The sequence below is a fragment of the Roseibium sp. RKSG952 genome, assembly GCF_009711355.1.
Genome location: NZ_SMMF01000926.1, coordinates 1 through 14926, shown reverse-complemented (window position 1 = coordinate 14926; position 14926 = coordinate 1). Strand labels below are relative to the sequence as shown.

Annotated in this window: 12 protein-coding genes; 6 read left to right on the top strand and 6 right to left on the bottom strand. The window is 58.3% G+C overall.

Annotated elements, in window-relative coordinates; genetic code table 11:
• Nucleotides 1-2: 2 nt before the first annotated feature.
• Both E1297_RS23125 and E1297_RS23120 read left to right on the top strand, forming a co-directional pair.
• Nucleotides 3-1085 (top strand): hybrid-cluster NAD(P)-dependent oxidoreductase, encoded by a 1083-nt coding sequence (locus tag E1297_RS23125; protein WP_155142703.1) that lies wholly within the window; start codon nucleotides 3-5, stop codon nucleotides 1083-1085.
• 168 nt (nucleotides 1086-1253) lie between these two features.
• Nucleotides 1254-1724, top strand: coding sequence for a hypothetical protein (locus tag E1297_RS23120; RefSeq protein ID WP_155142701.1), 471 nt, complete (start codon nucleotides 1254-1256; stop codon nucleotides 1722-1724).
• An 11-nt stretch (nucleotides 1725-1735) separates the two neighbouring features.
• Here the strand turns inward: E1297_RS23120 and E1297_RS23115 are convergent, their stop codons facing one another.
• Nucleotides 1736-3406 (bottom strand): formate--tetrahydrofolate ligase, encoded by a 1671-nt coding sequence (locus E1297_RS23115; protein WP_155142699.1) that lies wholly within the window; start codon nucleotides 3404-3406, stop codon nucleotides 1736-1738.
• A gap of 223 nt (nucleotides 3407-3629) precedes the next feature.
• Here E1297_RS23115 and E1297_RS23110 point away from each other — a divergent pair, with 223 nt between their 5' ends.
• From E1297_RS23110 to tdh, 3 genes are all read left to right on the top strand, one after another.
• Nucleotides 3630-4190: a helix-turn-helix domain-containing protein gene (locus tag E1297_RS23110; protein ID WP_155142697.1), complete on the top strand. Its 561-nt coding sequence runs from the start codon at nucleotides 3630-3632 to the stop codon at nucleotides 4188-4190.
• Nucleotides 4191-4287: 97 nt separating this feature from the next.
• Nucleotides 4288-5475: a glycine C-acetyltransferase gene (locus E1297_RS23105; RefSeq protein ID WP_368669653.1), complete on the top strand. Its 1188-nt coding sequence runs from the start codon at nucleotides 4288-4290 to the stop codon at nucleotides 5473-5475.
• Nucleotides 5472-6509, top strand: a complete 1038-nt coding sequence (gene tdh / locus E1297_RS23100; protein ID WP_155142695.1) for an L-threonine 3-dehydrogenase — start codon at nucleotides 5472-5474, stop codon at nucleotides 6507-6509. The genes E1297_RS23105 and tdh overlap by 4 nt, the downstream gene beginning before the upstream one ends.
• Nucleotides 6510-6850: 341 nt before the next feature.
• Here tdh and E1297_RS23095 read toward each other — a convergent pair whose 3' ends face one another.
• The 5 genes from E1297_RS23095 to E1297_RS23075 form a co-directional block, all read right to left on the bottom strand.
• Nucleotides 6851-8068 (bottom strand): serine hydrolase, encoded by a 1218-nt coding sequence (locus tag E1297_RS23095; RefSeq protein ID WP_155142693.1) that lies wholly within the window; start codon nucleotides 8066-8068, stop codon nucleotides 6851-6853.
• 266 nt (nucleotides 8069-8334) lie between these two features.
• Nucleotides 8335-9339, bottom strand: coding sequence for a cytochrome d ubiquinol oxidase subunit II (cydB, locus tag E1297_RS23090; RefSeq protein ID WP_155142691.1), 1005 nt, complete (start codon nucleotides 9337-9339; stop codon nucleotides 8335-8337).
• Between the two features lie 12 nt (nucleotides 9340-9351).
• Nucleotides 9352-10761 (bottom strand): cytochrome ubiquinol oxidase subunit I, encoded by a 1410-nt coding sequence (locus E1297_RS23085; RefSeq protein ID WP_155142689.1) that lies wholly within the window; start codon nucleotides 10759-10761, stop codon nucleotides 9352-9354.
• A 191-nt stretch (nucleotides 10762-10952) separates the two neighbouring features.
• Nucleotides 10953-12191 (bottom strand): winged helix-turn-helix domain-containing protein, encoded by a 1239-nt coding sequence (locus E1297_RS23080; RefSeq protein ID WP_155142687.1) that lies wholly within the window; start codon nucleotides 12189-12191, stop codon nucleotides 10953-10955.
• A gap of 148 nt (nucleotides 12192-12339) precedes the next feature.
• Entirely contained in the window at nucleotides 12340-13374 is a 1035-nt protein-coding gene (locus tag E1297_RS23075) for a GlxA family transcriptional regulator (RefSeq protein WP_209015943.1), read from the bottom strand.
• Nucleotides 13375-13821: 447 nt separating this feature from the next.
• Between E1297_RS23075 and E1297_RS23070 the strand changes: the two genes are divergently transcribed.
• Complete coding sequence (locus E1297_RS23070) at nucleotides 13822-14634, top strand: ferredoxin--NADP reductase (protein WP_155142685.1); 813 nt, start codon at nucleotides 13822-13824, stop codon at nucleotides 14632-14634.
• Nucleotides 14635-14926: the final 292 nt, after the last annotated feature.

Genomic DNA, 14926 nt, shown 5'->3' with positions numbered 1-14926 from the left:
TCATGAGCCTGTTGAAAGCAGCCGGAAGCGCCGGACCGGCCATTTGGGATGACAGCGAGATGCTGGAATGCGTTGCCGTCATTCCGGAAGCGCCAAATGTTGCCACCTTCTGTTTTCAGGCCCCGTCGGGAGCCTTGTTCGATTATTTGCCGGGACAGTTTCTGACGCTTGAACTTCCCGTCAGCGGCGGGCCGCTCTACCGGACCTACACGATCTCGTCGTCGCCCTCGCGCCCGACTTCGATTTCCGTGACGGTGAAGGCGCAGGAAGGCAGTCTGGGGACGCGCTGGATGCTGGACCACCTCCAGCCGGGCATGCGCATCAAGGCGCTGGGGCCAGCCGGGGTGTTCAGCCATCACGTCCACCCGTCCGACAAGTACCTGTTCATTTCGGCAGGTTCGGGCATCACGCCGATGATGTCGATGGTCACCTACATGTTCGATCAGGGCAGCGAGCCCGATGCGGTCCTGATCAACTGCGCCACGCGGCCGTCGGAAATCATTTTCCGCGACCGGCTGGAGCATATGGCAAGCCGTGTGCCCGGCCTTGATCTGAAATTCGTGGTCGAGACCAATGACCGGTTCAAGGTCTGGACAGGGTTTCAGGGCCGCTTCAACCAGTTGATGCTCGGCCTGATGGCGCCGGACTATCTGGAGCGCGAGGTGTTTTGCTGCGGGCCGGAACCGTTCATGCAGGCCGTGCGCGAGGCACTTGCCGAGCTCGGGTTCGACATGAACCGCTATCACCAGGAAAGCTTCCAGGCTCCGGCTGCGACCGAGCAGGAAGTTCCCGAACTGGATGATGTCGTCCCGGATGAAACCGAATCCGCGGAGATCTATTTCCTGCATTCCGATGTCCGGGCAAAATGCACGGAAACCGATACCGTTCTCAACGCGGCGCGGTCAGCTGGCCTCAACATTCCATCAGGCTGTACCTTCGGCGTTTGCGGCACCTGCAAGGTCAGGAAGACTGCCGGAGAGGTTCATATGGTCCATAGTGGCGGGATCTCGGAGGATGATATCGAGGACGGCTACATTCTGGCCTGCTGTTCCCACCCGATCGGCAAGATCGAGGTCGAAGTCTAGAGATTGCGGAACCGGGGAGGCGTTAAACCTTCTCCGGTTCCTCATTGTCCGTTTTTATCCGCGCCAGCCTTTTTCGAGAGGCCGTGCCCAGCGGCCTCCTGCTTGTAATTTGCACTCGACCGGCTAGGCTGAAGGCAGGTTGATCGGGTTGCGAGCTGATATTGCCGGATGTTCAGTCTTAAAGTTGTCAAGATGGCCGTGCTGTCGGCCTTCGTCGCGAGTGGCTGCCAGTCGCTTGGCGGGACGGTCAATTTTGTTCACAAGACGGGCTCGACACTCGCGCAGCGGCAAAACGCAATGGATGCCTGTCAGGTGTCGGCGCTTCAGCAGGTTCCTCCCGCCTACAAGACCCGCACGATTGGTGGCTATGGCGGGGGATTCTGCAATGGCTGGACCTGCTACGGCTCTGGTGGGTTCTATCCGGATACCATCAGTTACGACCCGAATGACGCCCTGCGTGCACGCCAGTTCAACAAGTGCTTGGCGAGCAAGGGCTATACGATCATGGCACGGCCGTCGTGCACCACCAGGACAGAAGCGGATGCCTATCGCTCCGCCAAGAGACAGGCCTCCGCATCCCGAATAGACTGCGTGGCTGGCGAACCCTTGCTTCAAAGCCGTTGGGTCCGCCAGCGCTAGGGTTTTCAGGCCTAGAACAAGCCTTCGATCTGTCCGTTGCCGTCCAGCTTGATGTGGTTTGCCGACGGCACGCGGGGGAGACCCGGCATGGTCATGATTTCCCCGCAGATCGCGACGATGAAGCCGGCCCCCGCCGCAAGGCGCACTTCGCGGACCGGCACACTGTGGCCGACCGGAGCGCCGCGCAGGTTCGGGTCGGTCGAGAACGAGTACTGGGTCTTGGCCATGCAAACCGGCAGATTGCCGAAGCCGTCGGCTTCCCAGCGCTTCAGCTGATCCCGAACGGACTTGTCGGCAAGGACTTCGTCCGCCCGGTAGATGCGCTTGGCGACGGTCTCGATCTTTTCGAACAGCGACAGGCCGTCTTCGTAAAGCGGGGCGAACTGGGCCGCACCGCTTTCGGCCAGCGCCACAACCTTTTCCGCAAGTTCCGCCGTGCCTTCAGATCCCTTGGCCCAGTGCGACGCCAGAACGGCCTCGACGCCCAGCTCGGCGCAGTAGTCCTTGACCGCCTGGATTTCGGCGTCCGTGTCGGCGATGAAATGGTTGATCGCCACAACGGCCGGAACGCCGAACTGCTTGACGTTTTCGATGTGACGGCCAAGGTTGCCGCAGCCCTTTTGAACCGCATCGACATTTTCCATGCCGAGATTGTCCTTGGGCACACCGCCGTTCATCTTGAGCGCCCGGACTGTTGCCACGATCACGACCGCATCCGGTGACAGGCCGGCCTTGCGGCATTTGATGTTGAAGAACTTTTCAGCGCCGAGATCCGCACCGAAACCGGCTTCGGTCACGACGTAGTCGGCGAGCTTCAGAGCCGACTGGGTGGCCATGACCGAGTTGCAGCCATGGGCAATATTGGCGAACGGGCCGCCATGGATGAAGGCCGGGTTGTTCTCCAGCGTCTGGACGAGATTCGGCTGGGCGGCTTCCTTGAGCAGCACGGTCATCGCGCCGTCGGCGTCCAGTTCACGTGCAGTGATTGCCGAGCGGTCGCGGCGGTAGGCCACGATGATGTCGCCGAGACGCCGCTGCAGGTCTTCAAGATCGGTCGCGAGGCAGAGGATGGCCATGATCTCGGAGGCAACCGTGATGTCGAAGCCGCCTTCGCGCGGGAAGCCGTTTGCAACACCGCCGAGCGAGCAGACGATGGAACGCAGGGCCCGGTCGTTCATGTCGATCACGCGCCGCCACGTAACGCGGCGCTGGTCGATGCCCAGCTCGTTGCCCCAGTAGATGTGGTTCTCGATCAGGGCAGACAGCAGGTTGTTCGCCGAGGTGATGGCGTGGAAGTCGCCGGTGAAGTGCAGGTTGATGTCTTCCATCGGGACGACCTGCGCCTTGCCGCCGCCGGCAGCGCCGCCCTTCATGCCGAAGCACGGGCCGAGTGAGGGCTCGCGCAGGCAGATCATGGCGTTCTTGCCGATCCGGTTCAGGCCGTCGCCCAGGCCGACGGTTGTGGTGGTCTTGCCTTCGCCTGCAGGTGTCGGGTTGATGGCAGTCACAAGGATCAGCTTGCCGTTATCCTTGCCGTTGAGCGATTTCAGGTAGTCACCATCCACTTTGGCCTTGGTCTTGCCATAGGGAATAAGTGCGTCATCCGGAATATTCAGCCGCGCTGCAATGTCCTGAATGGGTTTCATGTTTGCCGCGCGGGCTATTTCAATATCGCTCGCCATGATCGTTTCCTCGAAATACTGGAGGGCTTTATGTCCAACCGGATTATTGATGTCTTGAAGCTAGGCACGATCCAATGTTGCGGGCATCGCAAATCCGACTTGGACAAAAGGGGATGCGACGGTCGCGGAATTCTGTTTGCCCGGATCACCGCGCGGTCACTGGCGAATGCTGTGCAGGCACGGTATCAAGGGAGTTCCAAGTGGCAAACCTGTCAAGAGTATCATGGCTGAACCGGATATCCTGTCCCTGCTTCCCGAACGGTTGAAGACCGCCCGCCGCACACAGGGGCTGTCGCTGGAGGCGGTCGAAAAGCGCTCCGGCGTGTCGAAATCGATGATCAGCCAGATCGAAAGGGGCGAGGCCAATCCGACTATCGCGACCCTGTTCAATCTGACGCGCGCGCTCAATGTCGACTTTGCCGGCCTTCTGGGCGAGGCTGCTTCCGAAGACCGGGTCGAAATCGTGCATCGGGATCAGACGCCCGCTTTTGACAAGGCGGAGGAGGGGTGCCGGATCCGGATCCTGTCGCCGCCGCAGGACACAGGCAGGCTGGAGGTCTACGAGCTGATCTTCGAGCCGGGCGGCAAACTCAGCAGCAAGGCTCATGAACGCGGGACACGCGAGCAGCTGGTTGCGATCGAGGGGCGGCTCGAGGTCACCTCCGGAGTTGCAAAAGGAGTTCTGAAGGCCGGTGACACTGCGCGCTATGGCGCCGATGTTCCGCACCGGATCGAAGCGCTCGACGGGGCCGCGCGGGCGCTTCTGATGGTGATGAATCTTTAGGCGGGGCACGTTGACGTCGGGGCGGCTTGCAACAGTTCTTTGAAAAAGAAATTTATTCCGTTATAATGGAGAAAATTCCAATTTAGTGGAGATTGCGGTGAGTCAGGCGTTCTTGTCCCGGATAAATGACAGTTTGCGTGAGATCGAGGCGGAGGGGCTGTTCAAGCGCGAGCGGCTGATCACCTCCCCGCAGGGCGGAGAAATCACGGTCGGCGACCGGACCGTCATCAACCTTTGCGCCAACAATTATCTCGGGCTTGCCGATCATCCGGATCTGATCGAGGCGGCGCGCCAGGCGATGGATCCGCGCGGTTTCGGTATGGCCTCAGTGCGCTTCATCTGCGGAACGCAGGACATTCACCGGGAGCTTGAACAGCGGCTGGCGGGTTTCCTCAACAAGGATGATGCCATTCTCTTTGCGGCCTGTTTCGACGCCAATGGCGGATTGTTCGAACCGCTGCTGGGGCCGGAAGATGCAATCATTTCCGATGCACTGAACCACGCATCCATCATCGACGGCATCCGGTTGTGCAAGGCACGGCGCTATCGCTATGCCAATTCCGACATGAATGATTTGGAAGCCAAGCTGAAGCAGGCGCGTGCAGAAGGTGCACGCCACATCATGATTGCGACCGACGGCGTCTTTTCAATGGACGGCTATCTGGCGAAACTGCCGGAGATCAAGAAACTGGCCGGGCAGCATGATGCGGTTGTGATGGTCGATGACTGCCACGCAACCGGTTTCATGGGGCCGAAGGGCGAGGGGACCCCGGCGCATTTCGGAATTGATGTCGATATCCTGACCGGTACACTTGGCAAGGCGCTTGGCGGGGCCATTGGCGGCTATATTGCCGGGCCGCAACCGGTCATCGACCTCTTGCGCCAACGCGCCAGACCCTATCTTTTCTCAAACTCCCTGCCGCCTTCGATCGTGATGAGCGGTCTGGAGGCGATCCGGCTGGTGGAGGAAGGCGACGGTCTTCGGGCGCAGCTGTTTGAAAACGCGCGCTACTGGCGTGACGGGCTTGCCCGTCTGGGGTTTGACCTGCTGCCGGGCGAACATCCGATCATTCCGGTGATGCTGGGAGAGGCGCAGCTTGCCCAGGACATGGCGGCGAAACTGTTTGACGAAGGCGTCTATGTGTCCGGTTTCTTCTTCCCCGTGGTTCCGCGCGGTCAGGCGCGCATCCGGACGCAGATGAATGCCGCCTTGACGCGGGAAGAGCTCGACCGGGCACTGGATGCATTCGAGCGGGCCGGCAAGGCAACGGGGGTCCTTTCATGAGCAATCAGATGAAGGCGCTTTGCAAGTCGGAGCCGGGGGAAGGCCTCTGGATGACCCGGGCGCCGGTGCCGGAAATCGGCCCGGACGACGTCTTGATCCGGATCAACAAGACCGGGATCTGCGGCACCGACATTCACATCTGGAACTGGGACGACTGGGCAGCACGGACAGTGCCGGTACCGCTGATCACGGGACATGAATTTGCCGGCGAAATCGTGGAGGTTGGCCGCAATGTGCGCGATCTCCAGATTGGCCAGCGCTGTTCGGGGGAAGGCCATTTGATCGGCAAGACGTCCCGGCAGTCGCGCGCCGGGAAGTTTCACCTTGATCCGGAAACCCGCGGGATCGGCGTCAACGAACAGGGGGCGTTCGCGGAATATCTCAGGCTTCCGGCCTTCAATGTCGTGCCCTTGCCGGACGAGATTGACGACGAGATCGGCGCAATTCTGGATCCGCTCGGCAATGCCGTCCACACGGCGCTCAGTTTCGATCTGATCGGCGAAGATGTTCTGATCACCGGTGCCGGTCCGATTGGCATCATGGCAGCAGCCGTTGCCCGCCATGTCGGTGCCCGCAAGGTGGTGATCACCGACGTCAATCAGGACCGGCTTGATCTTGCCGCCGAGGTCACGGATGTGGTGCCTGTCAATGTCGCGAAAGCCGATCTGAAACAGACCGTGGCCGATCTCGGCATGCGCGAGGGTTTTGATGTCGGGCTGGAAATGTCCGGCAATCAGGTTGCGCTTGATCAGATGGTTGAAAACCTCGTGATGGGCGGGCGTATCGCTCTGCTCGGCATACCACCCGGCAAGTCTCCGGTCGACTGGTCGCGGATCGTGTTCAAGGCGATCACCATCAAGGGGGTGTATGGCCGCGAGATCTTCGAGACCTGGTACAAGATGATAGCCATGCTGCAGAACGGTCTGGACGTTCGCAAGGTGATCACCCATCGCTTCGACGCCGATGAATTCCGAGACGGTTTTCTGGAAATGAAATCCGGCAAGACCGGCAAGGTCGTCTTGAACTGGCGCTGAGTGGTTTGATGCGGGCGGCAAACACGGCCGTTCAGATCATGCCAACGGGCGAAGCAGCGAAACCGCAATTGTGTCCGCCATCCCCGCCAGCAGAGCACGGACCCGGGATTGGCGAGCTCCTCAAACCGCTGATGCCGGTGGCTCTCCGATCCCGGACAAAACCCCGGTTTTTCCGGGATGACAAAAAAATCGATGCAAGCTGTTTCAAACTGAAAGAGCCTTTCTCAAGGAAGGGCTCTCAAGACATGATGTGAGCAGAGAATCAATGCCTTATGGCGAGCCGAGCCGAGCCGAGCCGAGCCTCGCCGTTGCCTTGTTGCTTTTCGGCGTTGAAACCAACGTCATTTTTGAGTGCGTGAAGACGCGATCAGAGAAAATAGTTTTTCCATCTCCCGTTTCGTGATGAATCGGTGTTTTTTGCAGTATTCGGTATTTCGGGCTTCGGAACTTCTGCATTTCCGAATGAGTTGAACCATGGCTTCTTCGCCGGTCATTCCCTTGTCGCGGATCAATGGCACGAAGCGTTTCAAGAACTCTGTCGTATCCGACTGATGCGTAACAACCGTATTCCAAGCCGGGATGATCATGAGGGCCTGATTTCCCAGTCCCCATGCCCAGAAGGTCCCTTTGGGCAGGCCGGTATCCGGGCTGGGGATCCACCAAAGATATCCGTGGCCCCACCTTAATCCTCCATTTCCGGTCTTGCTGAGGTCTTCTGTCATAAGCCGGCCCCAGCCCGCTGCGAGAATGCGTTTTCCGTTAACAAAGCCATTATTGAGGTAGAGATTTCCGACTTTCGCGAGGTCCCTTGCGGAGAGTTTGAACATGGCTGCTTTGTGCGTGGACTGCCCGGGATCCGACACATAGGACACAGCCGAGCGACCAAAATCTGTCATTCCAACTGGTTGCGCGATCCCAAGATCGAATGCTTTGGCAATCTCAGTACCCGTCACCGTCTCGAAGACAGTCGTCAGTGCGTTGTAGTCCCAATTGTTGTAGGCCCAAATGGTGCCAGGCTGGTTCTCTCTATGACCCAGGCGCTGGTCGATTTCGGCCTGCAAACCGCCAGATGCGGCCGCCGGATGATTGATTCCTGAAACGCTCCGCAATAAATGACGAACTGTTGTCTGGCGCTGCAGCTCTGTTAGAGGCGCCGGAGCATCACTGATGTCGAGCTCCTGAAGCGTTGCGTCGAGCCGCAGATTGTTTGCATCGTCTGCAAGCTTTTGACCGATCAAAGCACTCAGGAGAGATTTTCGAATCGAGTGGACATTGTAAGGTATAGAAAGATCGCCGAATGCGGCGACCACTTGCCCATTCGTGATGATCATCAACGAATCAGTGCTCAATGTCGCGACATGGCTGAACAACTCGTCCAGTCCGTCTGGATTCCACCCAAGACTTCTGGTTTCGGTTCGATCGAGACGTGAGATATCAATCGAGCGTTCAGCATATTTCGGGCGTGAGAGCCCATTCTCGCCTGTCAAAACAAGATAAATCAAAACGGCAGAAAAAAGTGCCACAGCAGCCAAGGTAAGGGACATAATGCGGCGCTTCATCAAATGTCATCTCCAAAGGCCTTTTGGAATTGATTCTTGGCTTAGCATCGCGCTCAACGTCCTTGTAATCAATCTCCCAAGGGTGTTTGAATTCAAGTCATCTGACTGAAGTTTGCAATCCATCCTTTGGCTAACTTTGGTTGCAGATGGTCAGGTGCCAAGCGCCAGACGTATGGCATAGGCGATCACCGCAAGCACTCCGACCCCGGCGACCCACAGTCCGGCGAACCACGCAAGTCTCGCAAATGCACCGGGCGTGCGCGGCATCAGTGATAGCCCTTGCTCGGGTCCAGCTTGCCCCTGAACACCCAGTAGGAATAGGCCGTGTAAGCCAGAATGATCGGCACGAGGATCACGGCGCCGACCAGCGCGAAGGCGAGGCTCGATTCCGGGGCGGCCGCCTGCCAGATCGTCACCGAGGGCGGCACCATCATCGGGTAGAAACTGATCCCGATCCCGACAAAGCCCGCCACGAAAAACCCGAGAGCGGCCAGAAACGGCTGAAGGTCCTTTCGGGCCTTCAGGCCGGTGAAAAACAGCCAGATCAGGACCAGCAGAAGCAGCGGAACGATCATGGTCCACAGGCTGCCCGGCAGGTTGAACCAGCGTTCGAAATATTCCTTGTGCTGGAGGGGTGTAAGGATGCTGACAACGCCGGTCAGGACAAGGGTCGCAATGCCGAGCCGCCATGCGTAATGGCGCATTTGTGCCTGTAGCCCGCCTTCGGTCTTCAGGATGATCCAGCAGGCCCCGAGCAGCGCATAGCCGACCACAACCGAAACACCGGTCACAAAGGCAAAAGGCGTCGCCCAGTCATAGGGGCCGCCTGCAAAGCTGCGCCCTTCCACGGTAATCCCCTGCACCAACGCCCCGAGCACAATGCCCTGACAAAGGGCTGCAATCACCGAGCCGCCGAAAAACGCATAGTCCCAGACAGGCTTCCAGCGCTTGGTCCGCCAGCGGTATTCGAACGATACGCCTCGGAACACCAGCGCAAGCAACATCACGATGATGGGAATATAGAGTGCCGGCATGATCAGGGCGTAGGCGAGGGGAAACACGGCAAACAACCCGCCGCCGCCCAATATCAGCCAGGTCTCGTTGCCGTCCCAGACGGGGGCAACCGAGTTCATCATCAGGTCGCGGTCCGATTCCGAGCGGCCAAAGGGAAACAGGATGCCGATGCCAAGATCAAACCCGTCGAGGACCACATAGGTGAGGACGGCGAAGGCAATCAGTCCGGCCCAGATAAACGCGAGATCGAGTTCCATTGCTTGCCTCCCTTATTCACCGGCAACCATGTCGGGTTTGTCTTGTTGAAGGGGCGTGATCCCCGATGTGCGGATCGGTCCGTCACGCAGGCCAAGCCGTTTGGTGGAGGGTGGTTTGCTCATCATGCGCAGGATGTAGAAGGCCCCGGCACCGAACACAAAGAAGTAGACAATCACGAAGGCGACCAGTGTCGCGCCGACCTGCCCGGCATCAACCGGCGAGATCGAATCGCTTGTTCGCAGCATTCCGTAAACGGTGTAGGGCTGGCGGCCAACCTCCGTTGTCACCCAGCCCGCCAGCACTGCGATAAAGCCGGCCGGTCCCATCAAGACGGCAAACCTGTGCAGCCAGGGCGAAGTGTAGAGCTGCCCCCTCCAGCGGCGCCAGGCGCTCCACACTCCAAGCCCGAGCATTGCAAAACCGAGCACAACCATGATCCGGAAGCTCCAGAACACGATGTCGACAGGGGGCTGTTCATCGCGCGGAATGGTGTCCAGCCCGGCAAGGGGCGCATTCAGGTCGTGTTTCAGGATCAACGAACTGAGCTTCGGGATCTGGATGGCGTATTCCATTTTCTGTTCGGCCTGGTTCGGAATTCCGAACAGGATCAAAGGCGCTCCGTCCGGATGGCTCTCGAAGTGTCCCTCCATCGCCATCACCTTGGCTGGCTGATGCTCGAGTGTGTTGAGGCCATGCTGGTCGCCTGCAAGGATCTGCAAGGGCGTGACGATGATCGCCATCCACATGGCCATGGAAAACATCTTGCGTGCTTCCGCATCCTCCCGGTTCTTGAGAAGGTGAAAGGCTCCGGCGGCGCCGACAACAAGGGCGGTTGTCAGATAGGCGGCCAGCACCATGTGCACGAGGCGGTAGGGAAAGGACGGGTTGAAGACGACCTGAAACCAGTCTTCCGGTACAAACTGGCCGTTTGCGGCGATGCTGTATCCGGCAGGTGTCTGCATCCAGCTGTTCACGGACAGGATCCAGGTGGCGGATATCAGGGTTCCGAAGGCCACCATGGCGGTTGCGAACATGTGCAGACGGTCGCCGACCTTTTCGCGCCCGAACAGCATGATGCCCAGAAAGCCCGCTTCCAGAAAAAATGCGGTCAGCACTTCATAGGCCATCAGGGGCCCCAGAACCGGGCCGGTCTTGTCGGCAAATTCGGCCCAGTTGGTGCCGAACTGGTAGGACATCACAAGGCCCGATACGACCCCCATCCCGAAGGCCACTGCAAAGATCTTTTTCCAGTAGTTGAAGAGCGTCAGGTAGACAGGGTTTCTGGTCCATAGCCACAGGCCGTTGAGGACGGCGACATAACTGGCGAGGCCGATGGAGAATGCCGGAAATATGATGTGAAAGGCCACGGTAAACGCAAACTGGAACCGTGCCAAATCAACTGCCGCGTAGTTTTCAAGCATGAACTGCTCCGTGATGCGGATGCCGGGCGAAATGCTTGAACGACGATAAGGGTTCTCAGCAAAAACGGAAACACTTATTGTTGGAACAACTTTTAAAGGATTATCTTGGCTCTTGAAAATATTTCGGATCTGTAAGTTTTACGTATGACTTTTATGCTTGACCAGGTTTCCTATTGGTATTTGTGTGTTGATCAGGCTCTTCTGTGTGGTCTTGCCGGCTCGCGTTGCCAATCCTGCTCAAATGTGACTTGGCGGCAGCCTGCGAAGCGCGCGACGCGGTCAAGCTCGGCTAGCAGTTTTCGCACGCGTCCCTTGGAGAGGCGGATCGAAGGTTCGGGCCAGAATGCACGAACATGGAGCCGGTCCTCTGCCCGGTAGGCTTTCATGTCGATGCGCCCGATCAGGTGTTCTCCTTCCAGCACCGGAAAAACGTAATATCCGTATTGCCGCTTGGCTTCGGGGACAAAAACCTCAATGCGGTAATGAAACCCGAACAGGCGCTCGGCGCGTTTCCGGTCCCGCAGGGCCGGATCAAAGGGCGAAAGTACACGAATACGGGCCGGAGCTTCGGGAAGGGTTTTTACTTCTTCTAGGACATCCGGCCTGACAAAGGCTTTGCGCATCGGCTGGCCTGCGGCACCGGCGATAGCGGCCTCGACAATCTGGCCGCGCCGCACGGCGTCCTGGCACCATGCCCGTGCTTCCGCCGGGGTGATCAGATCCCAAAAGGCTGCGATTTCGCCCGATGTGGCAAATCCCAGCCGGTCGAGAGCGGAGGCGGCGGCCCACTCGATTGTCTCGCCATGGTCCGGAACATGGGCAAGGTGAGGGGCGGGGATGATCCGCTCGGTGAGGTCATAGACTTTCTGAAATCCGTTGCGGCGGCAGACTGCCAGGGCGCCTGAACGCCAGAGATATTCCAGCGCGGTCTTTGAGGGATGCCAGTCCCACCAGCCGCCGCTTTGGCGTTGCTCGTCTTCGCCAACCTCGCCGGAGGTGACCGGACCGTGGTCCGAAATGCGTTTCAAGACGGCGTCGAACTTTTCTTCAAAACCGTTGTCATGCCAGTTGCGCCAGCGTGCCCTGAGGCGTTCGGCATCCCGCTTGAACCGCAATCGCCAGTGGGGAAAGAATGCCGTTGGAATAACGGAAGCATCATGGGTCCAATGCTCGAACAGGGACCGGTCCTTTTCGAGCAGTTGCTTCAGGTGCTTTTCCTTGTAGGCGGGGCGGCGGGCAAACAGGATCATGTGATGAGCCCGCGCGACCGTATTGATGCTGTCCACCTGCACAAAACCGAGCTGATCGGCCAGGTTGGACAGGTCGTCGCCCTTGCCCGTTCCTTTCGGCTGAGCAAGCAAACCGTGGCGGGCGAGGAACAGCCGCCGGGCTTCGGAATTTGACAGTTCGGGAATCACGCTTTTCATCATTCCCAATGCTAGCACGTTCGTGGTGAATGAGAACAATATGGGAACATTGATTGTGGATGGAGCCTGCGAGCGAAGTCGCTTGCACTTGCCGCGCAACAAAAAACGCCGCCCGGAGGCGGCGTTTGGTGATTTTTCATGTCACGGCAACTTATTTCACCACGAGGCGCATCGGGTGGGTGGCTCCGGCGCCGTTGCGTGCATTCGAGTTCGCCCACTGATAGGATTGCCGCTCTTCGGTCGGTGTGCAGAGGAAACGCTCCCGGTAGCACTTGGTGAAGTGGGATGTTGAGGCAAACCCGCAGGCGAGCGCCACATCCAGAACAGGGCGGCTGGTCCGGCGCAAAAGGTCGCGGGCCGTCTCAAGCCGCAAGCGCAGGTAATACTGCCCGGGTGTGCAGTTGAAGTGGCGCCGGAACAGGCGTTCCAGCTGGCGCGGTGACAGGTTGACTGTCATGGCGAGCTGCTGGCAGCTGAGCGGATCCTCGATATGCATGTCCATGATCCGGATCGCATCCAGGATCTTGGCATTCGAGATACCGGTTCTTGCTTCGATGTCGTGGCGCTGGGCGGATTCGCCAGACCGCATGTTCTGGTAGAGATAGACCTCGGAAATCTCGTGAGCCAGATAGGCGCCATGCTGAATGGCGATCAGCCGCAGCATCATGTCCAGTGAGGCCATGCCGCCCGCACAGGTGATGCAATTGCGATCAATCGCGAAAATGTCGGATGTGACATCGATGTCCGGAAACTCCTCGCGCAGGGAGCGCAGGTTTTCCCAGTGGATCGTGCAGCGCCGCCCGTTCAGCAAATTGTAGCGCGCGAGGATATAGGCGCCGGTGCAGATCGCACCAAATGTCCGCCCCATGGCATTGAGCCGGCGCAACTTGTTGCCCAGATCATGGTCGAGCGGGAGGCGCTCAACGTCGATGCCGCTACATAAAAGCGTTATGTCCGCGTCGTTGAATTCTTTCAGAGAATAATCGACGGCGATTTGGCATCCATTGGACGCGCTGACCGGATTGCCATCCAAAGAGTACGTATTCCATCGATAATACTCTCGGCCAATGAGACGATTTGCTAATCTCAATGGTTCGATGACCGATGCGAATGCGTTCATGGAGAACCGGTCCATGACGACCAATGCTATAGTCTGATCCGGCTCAACTTTCCCGATTGCGGACATATTCTTGCGCCCTCTGAGCGGTAATCTGGAGGTTATGTATTATTTTTAAGTAAGGTCATGCGAATTTTCTTTTGTGTCAAACAAAATTCGCACTTTTCCATGTATTCATGAATGCGAAAAGAATATTGCGGTGCAGTTGCGCCAATGTTGCGCAGCAACATGGTCAAGGCCTGGGCAGGCGCCTGATTCGTGATCAATTTTGCGCACCAGCGCCGTCGCTGCCTCAAGCCTTGGCTGAAAAAAATGCTTTTCTAAGAGATGGTGTGCCTGTATTGCCGGGACAAGATCAAGCTAGGTGCCTTGGGTGCCATCGCGGTCTTTCGGGGGAATTGAGATCAAATTTTCCTTTTGCCGCCGTATCGGAGACTTGAATTGCTTCAGGTCAATGAGCGCTTGATGGTACATGCTAGAAACACTATGCGCATTTGGAACGGAAAGCGTCACACTATGAATGTTCTTGCCAAACCTGCCGAACTCGAGGCCTCCGCCCCGGCAAATGTCTTTGTCGAGGAAGTGACTTCGGTTCAGCACTATACGGACCGCCTGTTCAAGTTCCGCATGACGCGGCCCTCCAGCTTCCGGTTCCGGTCTGGCGAATTCGTGATGATCGGGTTGATGATCGATGGCAAGCCGCTGTACCGGGCCTATTCGATTGCAAGCCCGTCCTGGGACGAAGAGCTGGAGTTCTTCTCGATCAAGGTGCCGGATGGGCCGCTGACATCGCATCTGCAGAAGATTCAGCCAGGTGATGCGGTTTTGATGAAAAAGAAGCCGACCGGCACCCTTGTGAACGACGCCCTCATTCCGGGCAAGCGCGTTTACATGTTCTCGACCGGAACCGGGATTGCTCCCTTTGCAAGCCTGATCCGCGATCCGGACACTTATGAGAAGTTCGATCAGGTGATCCTGACTCACACCTGCCGGGAAGTGGCCGAACTGCGTTATGGCGAGGAACTGGTCGAGCAGACCAAGAACGACCCCCTGATTGGTGAGATGGCGCGTGAAAAACTGGTTCATTTCGCGTCCGTCACCCGCGAGGAGTTCCCGCGCAAGGGGCGCATCACAACGTTGATGGAAACCGGTGAGCTCTATGAGCATCTGGGCGTGCCGCCGATTGATCCGGCAATCGATCGCGGGATGATCTGCGGGTCCATGGAAATGTTGCGCGACACGAAAGCCTTGCTTGAAAAGGCCGGTCTGAACGAAGGCGCCAACAACAAGCCGGCCGAGTTTGTCGTCGAACGTGCCTTTGTTGGCTGAGGTCACTCTCTAGTGGTGGGCAATCGCACACGAATTGCCCTCCGCGTCTTGCCGATGCCGGAAAGCTTGGCAGGCCGCCTTTTCAAAAGCGCCCGGGGTTCGGCCCTGCGGGGCTTTTGTTGTTTTTCGGCCAAGTGCTGAATGTGGCTCACAGGGCTGATGTTAGACGGGGGCAGCCGTGAAGTGCAACAAGGTAGCGGGGAGGTTAGTTCGCCATAAGGGATTGAGTGTCACGGGGTATAGAACCGCTTGGCGGCGCTTGAGCGCCCTTGACACTCAATCCCTTATGCCA

Coding starts and splice junctions, on each gene's coding strand:
- E1297_RS23085 (WP_155142689.1), bottom strand. CDS start 10,761: ATGCTTGAAAACTACGCGGCAGTTGATTTGGCACGGTTCCAGTTTGCG.
- E1297_RS23080 (WP_155142687.1), bottom strand. CDS start 12,191: ATGATGAAAAGCGTGATTCCCGAACTGTCAAATTCCGAAGCCCGGCGG.
- tdh (WP_155142695.1), top strand. CDS start 5,472: ATGAGCAATCAGATGAAGGCGCTTTGCAAGTCGGAGCCGGGGGAAGGC.
- E1297_RS23120 (WP_155142701.1), top strand. CDS start 1,254: ATGTTCAGTCTTAAAGTTGTCAAGATGGCCGTGCTGTCGGCCTTCGTC.
- E1297_RS23115 (WP_155142699.1), bottom strand. CDS start 3,406: ATGGCGAGCGATATTGAAATAGCCCGCGCGGCAAACATGAAACCCATT.
- E1297_RS23095 (WP_155142693.1), bottom strand. CDS start 8,068: ATGAAGCGCCGCATTATGTCCCTTACCTTGGCTGCTGTGGCACTTTTT.
- cydB (WP_155142691.1), bottom strand. CDS start 9,339: ATGGAACTCGATCTCGCGTTTATCTGGGCCGGACTGATTGCCTTCGCC.
- E1297_RS23075 (WP_209015943.1), bottom strand. CDS start 13,374: ATGTCCGCAATCGGGAAAGTTGAGCCGGATCAGACTATAGCATTGGTC.
- E1297_RS23110 (WP_155142697.1), top strand. CDS start 3,630: ATGGCTGAACCGGATATCCTGTCCCTGCTTCCCGAACGGTTGAAGACC.
- E1297_RS23070 (WP_155142685.1), top strand. CDS start 13,822: ATGAATGTTCTTGCCAAACCTGCCGAACTCGAGGCCTCCGCCCCGGCA.
- E1297_RS23125 (WP_155142703.1), top strand. CDS start 3: ATGAGCCTGTTGAAAGCAGCCGGAAGCGCCGGACCGGCCATTTGGGAT.